Annotated in this window: 15 protein-coding genes; 12 read left to right on the top strand and 3 right to left on the bottom strand. The window is 45.3% G+C overall.

Annotated features, from left to right (window positions below; genetic code table 11):
- Positions 1–13: 13 nt before the first annotated feature.
- Entirely contained in the window at positions 14–1,156 is a 1,143-nt protein-coding gene (locus CU633_RS01695) for a dihydrolipoamide acetyltransferase family protein (protein WP_101658001.1), read from the top strand.
- A 134-nt stretch (positions 1,157–1,290) separates the two neighbouring features.
- On the opposite strand, the gene CU633_RS01700 is transcribed toward CU633_RS01695, so the two are convergent.
- Positions 1,291–1,512: a DeoR family transcriptional regulator gene (locus CU633_RS01700; RefSeq protein WP_101579035.1), complete on the bottom strand. Its 222-nt coding sequence runs from the start codon at positions 1,510–1,512 to the stop codon at positions 1,291–1,293.
- Positions 1,513–1,934: 422 nt separating this feature from the next.
- Between CU633_RS01700 and CU633_RS01705 the strand changes: the two genes are divergently transcribed.
- From CU633_RS01705 to pepV, 4 genes are all read left to right on the top strand, one after another.
- Positions 1,935–2,648 (top strand): ABC transporter ATP-binding protein, encoded by a 714-nt coding sequence (locus CU633_RS01705; protein ID WP_101658002.1) that lies wholly within the window; start codon positions 1,935–1,937, stop codon positions 2,646–2,648.
- Entirely contained in the window at positions 2,641–3,810 is a 1,170-nt protein-coding gene (locus CU633_RS01710; protein WP_101658003.1) for an ABC transporter permease, read from the top strand. Before CU633_RS01705 ends, CU633_RS01710 begins: the two co-directional genes overlap by 8 nt.
- Positions 3,811–3,874: 64 nt before the next feature.
- Entirely contained in the window at positions 3,875–4,414 is a 540-nt protein-coding gene (locus tag CU633_RS01715) for a DUF3231 family protein (RefSeq protein WP_101658004.1), read from the top strand.
- A 150-nt stretch (positions 4,415–4,564) separates the two neighbouring features.
- Positions 4,565–5,980: a dipeptidase PepV gene (pepV, locus tag CU633_RS01720; protein WP_101658005.1), complete on the top strand. Its 1,416-nt coding sequence runs from the start codon at positions 4,565–4,567 to the stop codon at positions 5,978–5,980.
- Between the two features lie 333 nt (positions 5,981–6,313).
- Here the strand turns inward: pepV and cysK are convergent, their stop codons facing one another.
- Positions 6,314–7,270, bottom strand: a complete 957-nt coding sequence (cysK, locus tag CU633_RS01725) for a cysteine synthase A (protein WP_308314684.1) — start codon at positions 7,268–7,270, stop codon at positions 6,314–6,316.
- Between the two features lie 205 nt (positions 7,271–7,475).
- Here cysK and thpR point away from each other — a divergent pair, with 205 nt between their 5' ends.
- The 5 genes from thpR to CU633_RS01750 all read left to right on the top strand — a co-directional run bounded on the left by thpR (position 7,476) and on the right by CU633_RS01750 (position 13,272).
- Positions 7,476–8,048 (top strand): RNA 2',3'-cyclic phosphodiesterase, encoded by a 573-nt coding sequence (thpR, locus tag CU633_RS01730; protein WP_101658007.1) that lies wholly within the window; start codon positions 7,476–7,478, stop codon positions 8,046–8,048.
- 25 nt (positions 8,049–8,073) lie between these two features.
- Positions 8,074–9,042 (top strand): nuclease-related domain-containing protein, encoded by a 969-nt coding sequence (locus CU633_RS01735; RefSeq protein ID WP_101658008.1) that lies wholly within the window; start codon positions 8,074–8,076, stop codon positions 9,040–9,042.
- A gap of 34 nt (positions 9,043–9,076) precedes the next feature.
- Entirely contained in the window at positions 9,077–10,054 is a 978-nt protein-coding gene (locus tag CU633_RS01740; protein ID WP_101658009.1) for a diacylglycerol/lipid kinase family protein, read from the top strand.
- Positions 10,051–12,201: a type I pullulanase gene (pulA, locus tag CU633_RS01745; protein ID WP_101658010.1), complete on the top strand. Its 2,151-nt coding sequence runs from the start codon at positions 10,051–10,053 to the stop codon at positions 12,199–12,201. Before CU633_RS01740 ends, pulA begins: the two co-directional genes overlap by 4 nt.
- Before the next feature lie 300 nt (positions 12,202–12,501).
- Positions 12,502–13,272, top strand: a complete 771-nt coding sequence (locus CU633_RS01750; RefSeq protein ID WP_101658063.1) for a phosphotransferase family protein — start codon at positions 12,502–12,504, stop codon at positions 13,270–13,272.
- Position 13,273: 1 nt separating this feature from the next.
- Here CU633_RS01750 and CU633_RS01755 read toward each other — a convergent pair whose 3' ends face one another.
- Complete coding sequence (locus CU633_RS01755) at positions 13,274–13,552, bottom strand: YtzH-like family protein (protein ID WP_101658011.1); 279 nt, start codon at positions 13,550–13,552, stop codon at positions 13,274–13,276.
- Positions 13,553–13,728: 176 nt separating this feature from the next.
- Here CU633_RS01755 and trmB point away from each other — a divergent pair, with 176 nt between their 5' ends.
- Together trmB and CU633_RS01765 are read left to right on the top strand one after the other, a co-directional pair.
- Positions 13,729–14,373 carry a tRNA (guanosine(46)-N7)-methyltransferase TrmB gene (gene trmB, locus CU633_RS01760; RefSeq protein WP_101658012.1) on the top strand — a complete coding sequence of 215 codons (645 nt, stop codon included), beginning with the start codon at positions 13,729–13,731 and terminating at the stop codon, positions 14,371–14,373.
- A gap of 112 nt (positions 14,374–14,485) precedes the next feature.
- Complete coding sequence (locus CU633_RS01765; protein ID WP_101658013.1) at positions 14,486–15,325, top strand: YtnP family quorum-quenching lactonase; 840 nt, start codon at positions 14,486–14,488, stop codon at positions 15,323–15,325.
- Positions 15,326–15,374: the final 49 nt, after the last annotated feature.

Consider the following 15,374-nt stretch of genomic DNA (forward strand, 5'->3'; position numbering starts at 1 on the left):
GGAGGTTGTCACCATGTTTGAAGTAAAGCTGCCGCAAACATCCGAGGAGGATTTGGAAAGTGTCATCGTTTTCTGGCACAAATCGGAAGGGGATCCTGTCAAAGAGGGCGATGTACTTGTTGAGGTACAGACGGAAAAAGCTGTCTTTGAAATAGAAGCCGAGGAAAGCGGGGTACTGCAAGAAATTCTCGTTCAACGGGGAGAGGTAGCTGGTGTAGGCGATGTGCTTGCTAAAATTGCAACGGGTGCAGAGATTTCCGGCACGGAAAAGCAGGCTGATCCGGCAGGGGAAGCGCCGCAAGAAAGGACTGTTGCTGCCGAAGCGGCGGATCCGCAGTTTGTCAGGGCATCCCCGCGGGTTCGCCGCCTGGCCAGGGAGCTTGGCGTCGATTTGTCGTCCGTGAAGGGGACCGGACGAAACGGGCAGCCAACTGAAGAGGATATTCGCCAGGCAAGTTTACAGGAGGACGTTTGCGAATACACAATAGTTCCTTTCAGCGGAATCAGGAAAACAATTGCAAGAAGGATGTCCGACAGCCTGCAGGAAGCGGCACAATTAACAGAAACAGCGTGGGCAGATGTGACATTGCTTGATAAAGAACGAAGCCGGATCCAGGACAGACCTTCGTGGAATGATCTTCTCTTGTTTGCGGTAGTGAAATCATTAAGTGCACACCCGGAAATGAATGCCCATGTACATGAAGATCAAATCCACCAATACCGAAAGGTGCATTTGGGTGTTGCCGTTGATACAGATGACGGTTTATTTGTACCTGTTGTCAGGAATGCTGATGAATTAAGTTTAAGAGAGTTGAAAGAACGGGTCAGCGAGCTTGTAGAAAAAGCGAAAGAGAACAGGCTGGCAACTGAGGAATTGTCGGGTGCAACCTTCACGGTTACGAACGTCGGCAGCTTCGGCATTCAATTTTTTACGCCAATCATCAACCGGCCGGAGGCGGCAATCCTGGGCGCAGGCAAAATTGAAACCGATCTTATATTAAAAGCTGGCGAACTGGCCGAACGAAAAAGACTCCCGTTAAGCTTAACATTCGACCACCGCGCCATCGACGGCGCGCCTGCAGCGAGATTTTTACAAACCGTCATTCACTGCCTGGAAGAGCCGGCTAAATTATTGGAAGAGGTTTTGGCGAAATAGATTAGAAGGCTGTCCGTAGGGGCAGTCTATTTTTTATTCACAAAGAGTTGTTCGTGTGTTTTACTTGATCTGTTTCAATGTGGAAGGGGTGGCCATTGCTGGCCACCCCTTGCTTGTGTTTTGTTCCTATGTTTTTAAGAGGTCATTTTCACTTTTTTTTGCGTAGTGGTCCATTTGCCGCGACTCGGGCTTGTGACTAAGTCGTTATAGGCGAGGACGTTCAAGTCTCTTTGGATGGTTCGAGGTGTGATACCAAATTCCTCTACAAGGTCCTGCGTTGTGACAGTTCCATTGTTCCGAATAAACATGTAGATGGACTTGATGCGGTTCAACATTCGGTTAGTTGAAGGTTTCAAAAAACCACTCCCTATCCTTTTTTAAACCAGTGGCACTTCCTGCGACCGACAGATTCTTTGAAGGAATTTGTCTCCAAATGATATGTAGTTTTCTTTTCCTCAGACACTCCTTTTTATTCCTTCGTCAGTAAACCCAAGTTGTATATACCTGTACAATTATTATTTTAACCATAAAACTCTAATAATTTCTAGCATTATAAAAAAGTTCACAAAATATTTACTTTTTCAGTGTGTAAAACTTGTTTTTCAAAGGATGGATTTTCTTTGTTAAATCAAATGAAGTATCCCTCCTTTCAGCCTTGTTATTATAAACTATGGTCGGGACCGGGCTTATTATGATAAATTAAACGAAAATTAAGAAAAATAAATAGTTGCAACTTATCGCTGCTTAAAACCGTAAAATAATGGGGGGAGGAGAGCGAATGCCATTATTAGAGGTTCAGATAAATAAAGCAAGCTATGAAGTCAATAAGCCAGTGATCGAGGATGTTCATTTTTCGATTTCAGCGGGTGAGCTTATTGGATTGATCGGTCCAAACGGTGCCGGCAAAAGCACGACGATCAAATCGATTCTTGGCTTGATGCCGCAAATAGACGGGGCGGCACAGTTTCCGGAAGGCAGCAAATATTCTTATGTCCCTGAACGGCCGCTCTTTTATGATGAATTAACATTATGGGAGCATCTTGATTTTATCGCAGCGGTTGAAGGGCTGGATGATCACGAATATAAAAATAGGGCGGCCGAGCTTCTACGAGTGTATAACCTTACAGATCATGCCCATGAGCTGCCCAATACATTTTCAAAGGGAATGCAGCAAAAAGCCATGCTTATTTTCGCCCTGCTGGCGAGCCCGTCCGTTTACATCATTGATGAACCGTTTATTGGCCTCGACCCAAATGCGATGAAACTGTTTTTAACCTCAATCAACAAGGAACGGGAACGGGGCGCGGGAATTTTGATGTCGACCCATGTTCTCGATATTGCTGAAAAAGTATGTGACCGCTTTTTGCTCCTGCAGGATGGCCGTTTGGCAGCACAAGGCACCCTCGCTGAAATTCGCAGCCAGTGCGGACTGCCTGATGGCTCGCTTTATGACTGTTTCCATGCCATAGGTGAAGGAAGCAGTTATGAGTAGCGGAAAGTTATTTTTGCGGCGGCTCATCGAAGAGTGGAAGTTTCAATACAGGGTGATTCAGTCGATTTTGGATTGGACGATCATGCTGTACCTTGTTGTGCCCGGAATAGTCATTTTTGCGTTTATTTACCGGTCATGGTGGGTGGAGCAGCCGGAGTGGACCGGGTGGATGCCATTAGAAGCCGCTTTCTTGATCGGATATTTGGTCACCTGGAGCGGCAATTACCGCACTTTTGTCCAGGAAGCAGATAAAGTTTTTATCATCAAGCATCCAACCCTATTCCTGTCGATGAAAAAATGGGCTTATCGATACTCGCTCGTCATCCAGGCTCTGTCAATCTTGATCGTTACTTTTTTGCTGCTGCCGTTTTTCATTAATTATTATGATGTTACATACATTCAGGCCTCTGTATTCCTGATCCTGTTTATTACGGTTAATTGGTTTGTAATGGCCATTAAGACGAAGCTGCGAAAAATAGACAGCAGGCCGCTGCGAATTGTTGTGACAATAGTGGTGTTTGTAGCATTAAGCTGGGTCTGCCAATTTGTTTTTCTTTTCTGGGAGAAACATAGTTATGTTCTTTGCCTGGTCACAGCTGCCTGTTTATTAGTGATTTCAAGAGCTATGTACGTGCCGTTCCTTTCGCAAACGTCCAGGTTTGATCAGGAATGGGCCGATGAAAAAATCGAGCGCAATAAATATATCCAGTTGATTTTCCAGATGGCACCCGAGCTTGAAACACCAAGAATGACGGTGAGGAAACGCCCTTGGCTATTTAGGAAATCGAAGCGTATTTTCAAAAAACGGACAGCCGAAAATGGTTTCATTGAGCTTTTTATCAAAATATTTTTGCGAAACCATTCGTATTGGACGATTTATGTGCAGATCGTCTCCGTCAGTTCTGCTGCGATTCTGATTATACCGCCGCTGTGGATCAGGAGCCTGATCGGGATCGGCTTTTTAATCATGTTACATTCCTGGCTCGGTTTGATGTGGGACAAGATTACGATTTCGCATCCGCTTATGAAAAAATACGGCGAGGAAGATGCGTTTTTTAGAGCGAGAAAAACAACTGTAAATTGCTTATTTTTGATTGGGGTCTTGCTGGCCGTTCTTTTTGTCAGCGGCAGTTATTTGGTGATCCACTTTCTGGCGCCCTAACCACGAATATTTAATGGACGATTGGGGAAGTTATAGGAAACAATGTCCAGGAGGAATCAGCCGCATGAATTTCTTTCAAATCACCAAGGATGCTTTTGAGCAATTCACAGATAAAGAAATTAGGCCCCTTCATGTCGGGGAAGTGATGAACTTATGGTTCTATTTGATCGGTACCGAACAAACATTAAGGGGAGACCAGATCTCCCGCAATATTTGCCAGGATGAAGACTTGAAAAAGAAGCTCGACGAGGTTATCAATGATGTGCATGGGCCGATGGTTAAGGAACTGAAAGATTTTCTCCTCAAGGAGGCTGTCCCGCTGCCGGATATAACTCCGGAAAAAAACGTTGGAGATTACCGCACCGTTCCGGATGGAGCAAAGATGAACGATGAAGAAATCGCAAACTTTCTCGCCTACAATCTGGTCGTTGGCATCACTGCAGCGGTCAGAGGCATGACGGAATCCGTACGGGTGGACGTTGCTTATATGTTTTTGAAATACCAAATGATGAAGGTCGCCTATTCTGTTTCATTTAAGAAAATGATGGAGGATAAAGGCTGGTTGAAAATCCCGCCATACTACAACCAGGAGAGACATACGTGAAAAAGACTGCGCAAGCGCGGTCTTGTTTTATTGTTCCTGCCTTGTCAAAAGCAACAAACTTTTCGAAAAAGCTTTATAATAAAAGCAGACAAAAAAATTCTCCATATTGTGGAGAAACCGTACTGAGTTCAAGGAGGATTTTTTGAAGCGATGAAACCAATTGATTGGCTAAAAGAGGCGGTAAGCCGTAAAGATGAATTGATTCATGATACACAAAACTTGCTGCGCATTAAAAGCTTGCTTGATGAGGAGAATGCTACGGCTGACGCTCCGCTGGGAGAAGGCGTGAAGGAAGCGCTGCAGTTTATGCTTGACCTTGGCGAGAAAGATGGATTTATTCCAAAGAATGTCGGCAATCTCGCCGGCCATCTTGAGTTTGGCGAGGGTGAAGAGATTGTCGGTGTGCTCTGCCATGTCGATGTCGTGCCGGAAGGGGACGGCTGGACAAGCGACCCATATGGGGCAGAAATTCGCGATGGGAAAATCTTTGCCCGGGGCGCTATCGATGACAAGGGTCCGACGATGGCGGCCTATTATGCTATGAAAATTGTAAAAGAGCTTGGCTTTCCTTTAAATAAGCGGGTCAGGATGATCATCGGAACAGACGAAGAGAGCGAATGGCGCTGTGTGAAGCATTACTTTAAGCACGAGGAAATGCCAACGATGGGCTTTGCCCCGGATGCTGATTTCCCGATTATCTATGCTGAAAAAGGGATCGCCGATTTTGATCTTGTGCAAAAGATGGCTCAAACAGAAGAAGACGAGTCAAGAATCCAGGTGAACCATTTTCAAGCAGGAAGACGATACAATATGGTTCCGGACTTTGCAAGAGCGGCTCTGTTCGTTCCTTACGATCAAACAGAAGTGCTGCAGCGCTTTACGGAATACTTAAAGAAAAACGAGCTTGAAGGAAAATATTATGTCGATAATGGTGAGTTGATTCTTGAATTGGAAGGGGAATCTGCTCATGGGATGGAGCCCGACAAAGGAAAAAATGCCGGGCTGCTGCTGGCGGCTTTTCTTTGCGAGCTCGAGACAGACGCCAAGTCCCAGCAGTTTTTTGCGTTTGTTTCAAAATATTTTTGTAAGGAGTCGCGCGGACGCGAGCTCGGGATTGCCTATTCCGACGAGATTACCGGCGATTTAACGATCAATACGGGCAAACTGTTTTACAGTCGTGAAGAAGGCGGAAGACTGGGCTTGAATCTTCGCTATCCGGTTACGTTGAAAATGGAGCAAACAAAAGGAATACTGGAAGAGCTGCTCGAGCAGGAAGGCTTTGCGATCGAGAATTTTTCCGACTCAAAGCCGCATCATGTCGAGGAATCCGCTTTCCTTGTGCAAACCTTGAAGAAAGTGTATGAACAACAAACAGGCGAAAAAGCCGAATTGCTGTCCATCGGCGGCGGCACCTATGCACGTTCCTTGAAATCCGGAGTAGCTTTTGGCCCGCTTTTTCCTGGCCGCCCGGATTGCGCACACCAAAAGGATGAACATATTTATATTGATGATTTACTGAAAGCAACGGCGATTTATGCGCAGGCCATTTATGAGCTGGCTCGTTAAATCATGCCGGATACTCAACAAGAGCGGCCAAATGTGGACACAAAACGCTTTTAATTATAAATACAAAAAAGGGCTGATACGCTCGGAATTGTTTTCCGGAGTACCGGCCCTTTTTTAGATGAGCAGAAAAAATCGTTTCGCTTAATTAATGTCAGTTTTCGCTTAATTCCTGTTTTTTTCGCTTAAATCAGAGGGGTTTCCGCTTAATTCCCGCTGATTTTCGCTTAATTATTTTAACCCGACCTCTATAATAGAAAAATATGGTTTAAAATGTAATTATATGTCAGTAAATCAACTGTTTTGACAACTTTTTCTCCTAAAAGGATCAATTTTTCATTCAAACTGGAACAAATCGCTTGATAAATACCTTTCACCAGTATCGGCCACCATGCAGACGACTACATCGTCAGGCGTCAGCTTTTTTGCTGCTTCAATGGCGGCAAAGCAGGCGGCTCCTGAAGACGGGCCAACCAAAATCCCTTCTTCTCTGGCAAGGCGCCTTGTGATTTCGTAAGCTTCTTCATCCTTAATTTGATGAATTTGATCGTAGACGTCCTGATTCAATATTTCTGGAATAAACCCCGGGCTTGTCCCGACGAGCTTATGTTTGCCGGGGTTGCCGCCGGATAGAACGGGAGAGCCCGCTGGTTCAACGACATGGACTTTCAATTCCGGATAATGGCTGCGCAGCACTTCGCCCGTCCCGGTGATCGTTCCGCCGGTACCGGATGTCGCTACGAATGCAGATAAAGGCTTGCCGATCTCGTCCATCGCTGCAATGATTTCAAGAGCAGTCGAATGGCGATGTGCATCAGGATTTGCTTCATTCTCAAACTGCATCGGCATGAAACTGTCGGGAATTTGCTCAGTCAGTTCCCGTGCTTTTAAAATAGCACCAGGCATTTTTTCATCACCGGGAGTTAATACGACTTCGGCTCCATAGGCTTTAAGAAGATTGATTCTTTCCTGGGTCATTGTATCGGGCATGACCAAAATCGCCTTATACCCCCGTGCCGCCGCATTCATTGCCAAACCGATTCCGGTATTGCCGCTTGTCGGTTCGATGATCGTCGCGCCGGGCTTTAGCCTGCCTTCTTTTTCGACCTCGATAATCATATTGTATGCCGCCCGGTCTTTTACGCTTTTGCTGGGATTATAAAATTCGAGCTTCAAGTAGACGGATGCTGCACCTGCAGGCGCAAGCCGGTTTAATTTTACAAGTGGTGTATCGCCGATTAATTCAGCAATATTATTTACTACTTTCACAACGTTCGTCCCTTTCGGTAAAATAGTAACAGGAAGTTTGTATTTCTCCCTCTTTTTGGAAGAGCAAATCATTTATCACCATAAATCATACGATAAAAAAGCCCGGATTCGCAAATCGAAGGACCTGTCCCGCAGCGTTGCAAACAAGAACCGGGTTTAAGCTGCTGCCAATTGGGAGAGGATTTTGCTAGAATAGGTAGAAAGTTGTCGATGAAAGGGCGTCTATCGAATGGGTAATCAACCGCATTATTTTATCGCAGTCAGCCTGCCGAAGGAGACGAAAGAGCAGCTCCATAAAACAGCACAGCAGCTCGGCGAGGATTTTCCTTTTGCAAAATGGGTTCATGAAGAAGATTTTCATATTACGCTCGCCTTTCTCGGTGCTTCATCCGATGAGAAAATTTCGAAAACGATTGAGCTTGTGAATGCAGCGTTAACGAATGCCGGCTCTTTTCCATTGACAATCGACCATATCGGCGTATTTGGGAAAAAGGATTGGCCACGGGTTTTTTGGGCCGGCTTGAAAAGGGAAGATCGCCTTTATGAGATCCGGGATTTGGTGTATTCCGCCTGTGAAAAAGCCGGGCATACACTGGAAACGAGGCCTTTTGCGCCACATATTACGCTGGCGAGAAACTGGACGGGGCCAGAACGGTTAGATCCGCAACAACTTGCGAAAAAAAATATTCTTGAAACAGAGCCGCTTTTGTTTTTGGCAGACGAAGTGGTTTTATATAGGATACATCCGGGGAATACGCCTAAATATCGGGCGTTTGCGACATTCCCCTTACATATTGAATGAAATAATTAAAGGCAGGTTTATTTATATGGGACAGCTGATTAAGCTACAGGATTATGTTTCACGCTATGAACAAAATATATTTCTTTATCCTTCCCGTTTTGTCAGGTTAAAAAAGCAGCAGTGGGAAAAACTGCTGTTGAACTGGGAAACGGACGCTGGGGAGAACGATGATCAATCAGCCGCCTGGCTCGAAGATGATCGCAAACCGCTCTTTCATAAAATAAAAGGGTTCTTGCGGATCGCGGATAAGGAAACGGAAACGGAAACCATCGTCGAAGCAGATACAGATGCGGGTGCAGATTCGGATGAAGATGGGGGCATGCTGTTCACCCCTTCATTGCCGGCCAAACCGGAAACGGTCGAAGATTTGAAAAAGCATTTTCTTGACCAGCTGTTCCGTTTTCAAATGAAGTGGGCAAGTACAACGATTCTGGAAAAGTCGGATGTGGAGCAGAAATTTTATTATGATGAGCGGCTAAAGTTTTTCCTGCAGCGCTTTCCCGATACTCATTTAGTTTTATACAGGCCCGTATTTCTTTTGAAGCAGGCACCGGTCGAAGTAGAAAGCGTCCTGATCGGGCCATCGGAGGTATTATGCATTACATTTCTTGAGGCAGAAGAGAATGCTGTATTTACCGGTTCGAAAGAGCGCTTCTGGAAAAAGCGCCATCAGATGAAGGAGCAAAAAATCTTGAATCCGCTGCTTGCCTTAAACCGGACAGAGAAAATTGTTAAAAAGGTATTGGAACTGTATGAAATCGATCTTCCTGTTCAAAAAATTGTCCTTTTAAGAAACGGATATATCAATTTTCCATCCGCTCCATATGATATCCGTTTGATCGAGAAGCGCAATTTTGATGAATGGTTCCAATCAATGCGCAGGCAGCGGTCCCCGCTTAAAGCTCAGCAATTAAAAGCAGCCCAAGCCTTGCTCGAATATTGCCAGACATCGAGCATGAGAAGGATGGAATGGGATATCAGTGACGAAAAATAAACACGGCCGTTAAGCGCCGAAAGAGGAAACGATCATGGGGAAAATTTATTTTATTGTAAATCCGCGTGCCGGGAATGGACGCTCCCAGATGTTATGGAACAAGATCGAAATGGAGCTGAAGGAGAAAAACATAGCTTATTTGGCGTTTTTTACGGAATATGCCGGACATGCCAAGGAACTGGCAGAATCGATTGCGAAAAACGCGGGCGGGGCGGAAATGGTCTTAACCGCTGTCGGGGGAGACGGAACTTTGCATGAGGTTATCAACGGAGCTGTAGCATATAAAAATGTCAGGATTGGCTTTATTCCCGGCGGATCGGGAAATGATTTCAGCCGCGGGTTTTCAATTTCAAAAAATCCTCTGCATGCTTTGACTGTCCTGCTCAGGCAGCGAAAAAACCCTCCTCGTTATATTGATCTTGGAAAAATCGTGAATGAACAGCAACATGAAACATATTTTGTTAATAATATGGGGGCCGGTTTTGATGCCCTCGTTTCCGATGCGGCAAATTCATCCCCCCTCAAAGGAATATTGAATCGCCTCTCGATCGGCCGGTTAATTTATGTATATATCCTGATTAAAACGCTTGTTTCATTCCGGCGCAGTCCGCTTGAAATAACCGTTGACGGAAAAGAATATCGCTATGATTCCGTATGGTTTGTGGCCGTTTCAAACCAGCCTTTTTACGGCGGGGGCATGAAAATTGCCCCGGGTGCGGTGCCGGATGACGGGCTTTTAAACGTGACGGTTGTCCACAGCTTGCCAAGGTGGAAGCTGCTCCTCGTATTCGGAACTGTTTTTTATGGCGGACATCTGCGCTTTAAGGAGGTGGATAGCTTCAAGGGACGAACCGTGTCGATCAACCCGGCATTGCCTTATATGGTTCATGCCGATGGTGAAATTATTGGGAAGACGCCCATTCAGGTCCAGGTTTGTCCTGCCGTTCTTCCGGTCAGCACGAGGAGCCTGCACAGTGAAGAGCGGGATGTGAAGGAGATGAATCTAAGATGATTTCAATCAAACGCGATTTTTTCGCCTATTTAGACGATATTACGAGCATCACAATATTGTTGCCCTTTGACTATCATGAAGGCGCTTCATCTTCGTTTATGCTCGAAAATGATGGAAATCGCGTTGAGCTTGCTATCGAGGCTAAGGTCTTTTTGGATGATGCGGTAAAATATATTTGCCGAACCGGCAATGAACTGGAATTCGGCCGTGATTATGCGATTATCGATGAACATGGAGGAAGGACGGACCTGCAAATAGGGGCCGTTATCCGGACGGATGCTTTTGATGACAAATTTTATTATGATGGGGATGATCTCGGGGTCCGGTACACACCTGAACAATCAACCTTTAAGCTCTGGGCTCCAACTGCCACTAAAGCAAGTCTCATCTTGAAAAAGTTCGACAATGGGGATGCTGATACAATTCCGCTTAATCGTGGCGGGAAGGGCACATGGTCAACCGAAGTAGCCGGCGATTTAGAGGGCTGCCGCTATTCTTTTCTTGTTTGTATCAATCTTGAATGGAAGGAAGCCGATGATCCCTATGCGATAGCTGTCACGGCAAACGGGCACCATGGAGTCATCATCGATATGACAAAAACAAGAACGGAAAAAATCGAGCTGCCGGCATTTGAGCATCCCGTTGATGCGGTCATTTATGAGACCCACATCCGCGACTTAACGATTCATCCAGAAAGCGGTGTCACCCATAAAGGAACATATCTGGGTGCAGGTGAGGCCAATACAACCGGCAAAGACGGTGAGCCGACAGGCCTTTCCTATATAAAAAGCCTCGGTGTCACCCATATTGAATTTCTGCCCTTTAACGATTTTGAAGAAGTCAATGAACTGCAAAAAGGAGCGGAATACAATTGGGGCTATAATCCTGTCCACTTTAATGCACCGGACGGCAGCTATTCCCTCCATCCGGAAAACCCGTACGAGCGGATCCGTGAGCTTAAAAGGATGATTGCTTCCGTCCATGAGCAGGGGATGCGGGTCATTATGGACGTTGTCTATAACCATGTATATAACCGCGAACAGTCTTCTTTTGAAAAAATTGTTCCTGGTTACTTTTTTCGGCATGGTGAAGATGGCATGCCTTCAAATGGGACGGGAGTAGGCAATGATATTGCGACCGAAAGAGCGATGGTCAGAAAATTTATTATTGATTCAATCCGCTTTTGGATCAAGGAATATCATGTGGATGGTTTTCGCTTCGATTTAATGGGGATTTTTGATGTTGAGACGATGAATCAAATCAGGAAAGCAGTCGACGAGATTTATCCTGGGGCACTGTTGCTTGGAGAAGGCTGGGATTTAAACACCCCGCTTGACCCGGACAAAAAAGCAAATCTTCATAATCAACATCATCTGCCTCGCATCGCACAATTTAACGACTGGTTCCGCGATTCGATAAAGGGAAGCACGTTTAATATTTATGACCGCGGCTATGCGCTTGGCAACGAGCATTATTATGAAGCGGCAAAACAAGTGCTCGCCGGCAGCGTTGGCCTTGAGAAAAAAGAACGGGGAATTTTTCTGGAACCTTCCCAATCTGTGAATTATGTTGAATCCCACGATAATCATACGCTTTGGGATAAGCTGATGAAGTGTGAAGAGGAGACACCCGAACCTATCCGCAAAAAATATCACCGTCTCGCGACCGCAATGGTGATCCTCGCCCAGGGAATTCCTTTTTTGCACAGCGGTCAGGAATTTTTCAGAACCAAAAATGGGATTGGTAATAGTTACCGATCTCCCGACTCGATCAATCAGCTGGATTGGGAGCGGAAAATAACGCATAAAGACAATGTGAAATACATCAGAAACCTGATTGAAATCAGAAAATCACACCGGGCTTTCCGCTTGCCCAGCACCGAGCTGATTCGCCGCCATGTCGAGTTTATTCCGATGCCGAAGCCGATACTTGGCTATCTGTTAAAGGACGTCGGCGATTTTGGTGGCTGGAATACGATTCTCGTTATTTTCAACCCTACTTTAGCGGATGTTGTCGTTGAGCTTGGGAGCGGTGGAGGATGGCAAGGCCTTGCCAACCATGAAAAAGCCGCTGTACATCCTTTCTTTTCTGCCGAAGGGAGTTCGCTTAACGCTCAATCAGCAAGCGTTTATATTCTTGCTCGCTGATATTTTTTAAGTAAGCGGAGATGGGCTTGACGATATACCTCTCTGGAGATAAAATTTAAAAGATAGCTATGATGAAGATTATGCTTCAATAGCTGTCTTTTTTATTTCATAAATGAATCATTATATTTGAGTGTAACGGCATTTAGCTGCCTTATTTTTTCCTTTAAGCCTTTGAAGCAACAAGGAGATATTTCCTGGGAAGCATCCTTTTCCAAGGTACTGCAGGAAGTTGGACAGAATCAGGTTCAGGCGGTTTGGGCAAAACCACCGCCAGAACAGGACAAATTGAAGGTGAACCATTTGGAACATTTATTTGGACAAGGCTGGGAGATCATCCCGGCAGGCGGAGCTACAGGTGAGGCATTTATTGCGCAGAATGAAGAAGAGAGGCTTTTCTTAAAGCGTAATTCCTCGCCTTTTCTTGCCGTTTTATCAGCGGAAGGGATTGTCCCAAAGCTGGTTTGGACAAAGCGGCTCGAAAATGGAGACGTGATTACCGCCCAGCAGTGGTTAAACGGCAGAGAGCTCAAGCCTGCTGAAATGATGGAAGAGCGGATTGCCAGGCTGCTCAGGAAAATCCATCAATCCAGGCCATTGCTCGGGATGCTTGAAAGGCTCGGAAAGTCAGCGCTCCATGCCGATACCTTATTGGATATGATTGAAGGTGAGCTGGATCATGATCTTTTAAGGATCTCATCTGTAAAGCGGTCCATCTCTTTTCTAAAGGATGAGGCCGGTAACGTTTCCTGCCCGGACATGGTCGTCTGCCATTGTGATGTAAACCATAATAACTGGCTGCTCACGGAAGACAACCAGCTGTATTTGATTGACTGGGACGGGGCGATGATAGCGGATCCCGCGATTGATTTAGGGCAGCTGCTTTACTGGTATATTCCCCGCGATCACTGGGAAGAATGGCTGAATCGGTACGGCATCGAGCTGACAAAAGAACTGGAGCTTCGGATGAAATGGTATGTGCACGCACAAACGCTCACTTCCATTCAATGGTATAAAAATAAAGGTCGAATCTCTGAAATGGAAAGATGGATCGGCTATTTAGACGAAATTTAAGCTAGGTCAGCTCATTCATCCCGTTCACCCATGCGGACAATTGCCCTTGATTGGATTCAATATGCTGATTTAAATCGCGGGCATTGATACCATACTGGCTGTAATCATAAATTTCCTGAAGAATATTTTTAACATCTTGATTGATTTCGGTATTGACCATGAGCGATTTAACGAGACGTTCCAACTGCTCACATTCAGCAATAGAACCGCTGCAATCTGTTCGGTGATTGCTCAAAATATCTTTTATTAAATCAACTTGATGCTGCTGATTGAGCGGCATTTGTACACACCCTTTCAAAATCTCCGAGTACGGACTTTAAGGAATTCACAATTAGCTTGTGGATTCCTTTTTCTGTTTATACACATAGTTGGGGCCTGACCCCATATTTCGGGGTTGCATGCGGCCGCGATGAATGATATGGTTTGAACGATATTATTTTTTAGGGGTGTCTGAACTTGAGACTTAGAAATAAACCTTGGGCAAAGGATAAAATAGAGCAATATCCACAGTACGTTGTCGCTGACCCGGCGGCGCAGAAAGGAAACTGGGACAAAGCCTTTGCGGTAAACCAGCCTCTTCATATTGAGATCGGGACGGGAAAAGGCCGGTTTATTACCGAAATGGCGAGAGCAAATCCCGACATCAATTACTTGGGGATCGAATTGCAGGAAAGTGTGATTGTCTCTGCCCTTGACCGGTTAATTGAGGCTGAGCTGCCGAATGTAAAGCTATTGAATGTCAATGCCGCCGAGTTAACATCGTTTTTTGCAAAAGGAGAGGTCGCGCGGATTTATCTTAATTTTTCCGACCCTTGGCCTAAAACACGCCATGAGAAACGGAGATTAACCTATAAAACATTTCTCAGCCTTTACGAAACCATTATGCCAGATAACGGTGAGATTCATTTCAAAACCGATAATCAAGGCTTGTTTGAATATTCATTAATGAGCTTTTCAGAATATGGCATGCTCCTGAAATTTGTCAGCCTTGATTTGCACCATAGTGATTTCGAAGGAAACATTATGACCGAGTATGAAGAAAAATTTTCGAAAAAAGGCAACCGCATTTATCGCTGCGAAGTCCAATACCGAAAAAAATAGCAGGAACCCGGATCAGGTCCGGGTTCTTTTTCTTTCATACGATACTCAAATATTTTTCATCATCTTCTCAGTAATGGTAAACTAAAGAAAACGCAGGCAGGGGGTGATGGATGTGGAAAGTTTGCAGCTTAACGGCTTGAAGATAACATGGCTGAATGGTGGGGTTACCCATCTCGACGGAGGCGCCATGTTTGGCGTCGTGCCAAAACCGCTCTGGTCCAAATTTTATCCATGTAACGACAATAATCAAATCGAATTGCGTACCGACCCAATTTTAGTCCAGACAGATGGGCAGAATATTTTAATTGAATCAGGGATTGGTACCGGAAAGCTGTCCGAAAAGCAAAAAAGGAATTATGGTGTAACAGAAGAATCGAAGCTTGAACAGTCTTTAATGGATAAAGGTTTATCTCCGCAGGATATTGACATTGTCCTGATGACGCATATGCATTTTGACCATGCGTGCGGGTTAACGAAGCCCGGGGACAGCGGGCATGTTTCCGTTTTTCCGAATGCGAAAATTATCACTTCCGAAACGGAATGGAACGAAATGCGAAATCCGAATATACGCTCCCGGAATACATACTGGCAGGAAAATTGGCTGGCGGTTCAGGACCAGGTTGAAACGTTTGAAAAAGAGTGGTCAACACCTTCCATAAAAATGGTCCATACAGGCGGACACAGTGACGGGCACAGCATTGTCATTATCAATTCAGGTGCCGAATTTATCGTTCATATGGCTGATTTGATGCCGACCCATGCCCACCAAAATCCATTATGGGTTCTCGCCTATGATGATTACCCGATGGACTCGATCCGTGCCAAGCAAGAGTGGATCGAATTTGGAAAATCGAAAAATGCCTGGTTTTCTTTTTATCATGATGCCTTTTACCGCGCCGTTAAATGGAATGATGACGGCAAAATTTCCGAGGCAATAAAACAGGAAAAGTGAACAGAGTGCGGCCTTTCTGCAAGAAGAAAAGCACTGCCGGATTCGACCG

Source organism: Bacillus sp. V3-13 (assembly GCF_002860165.1).
Classification (GTDB): Bacteria; Bacillota; Bacilli; order Bacillales; family Cytobacillaceae; genus Bacillus_BJ.

Coding starts and splice junctions, on each gene's coding strand:
- CU633_RS01695 (WP_101658001.1), top strand. CDS start 14: ATGTTTGAAGTAAAGCTGCCGCAAACATCCGAGGAGGATTTGGAAAGT.
- CU633_RS01705 (WP_101658002.1), top strand. CDS start 1,935: ATGCCATTATTAGAGGTTCAGATAAATAAAGCAAGCTATGAAGTCAAT.
- CU633_RS01710 (WP_101658003.1), top strand. CDS start 2,641: ATGAGTAGCGGAAAGTTATTTTTGCGGCGGCTCATCGAAGAGTGGAAG.
- CU633_RS01715 (WP_101658004.1), top strand. CDS start 3,875: ATGAATTTCTTTCAAATCACCAAGGATGCTTTTGAGCAATTCACAGAT.
- pepV (WP_101658005.1), top strand. CDS start 4,565: ATGAAACCAATTGATTGGCTAAAAGAGGCGGTAAGCCGTAAAGATGAA.
- thpR (WP_101658007.1), top strand. CDS start 7,476: ATGGGTAATCAACCGCATTATTTTATCGCAGTCAGCCTGCCGAAGGAG.
- CU633_RS01735 (WP_101658008.1), top strand. CDS start 8,074: ATGGGACAGCTGATTAAGCTACAGGATTATGTTTCACGCTATGAACAA.
- CU633_RS01740 (WP_101658009.1), top strand. CDS start 9,077: ATGGGGAAAATTTATTTTATTGTAAATCCGCGTGCCGGGAATGGACGC.
- pulA (WP_101658010.1), top strand. CDS start 10,051: ATGATTTCAATCAAACGCGATTTTTTCGCCTATTTAGACGATATTACG.
- CU633_RS01755 (WP_101658011.1), bottom strand. CDS start 13,552: ATGCCGCTCAATCAGCAGCATCAAGTTGATTTAATAAAAGATATTTTG.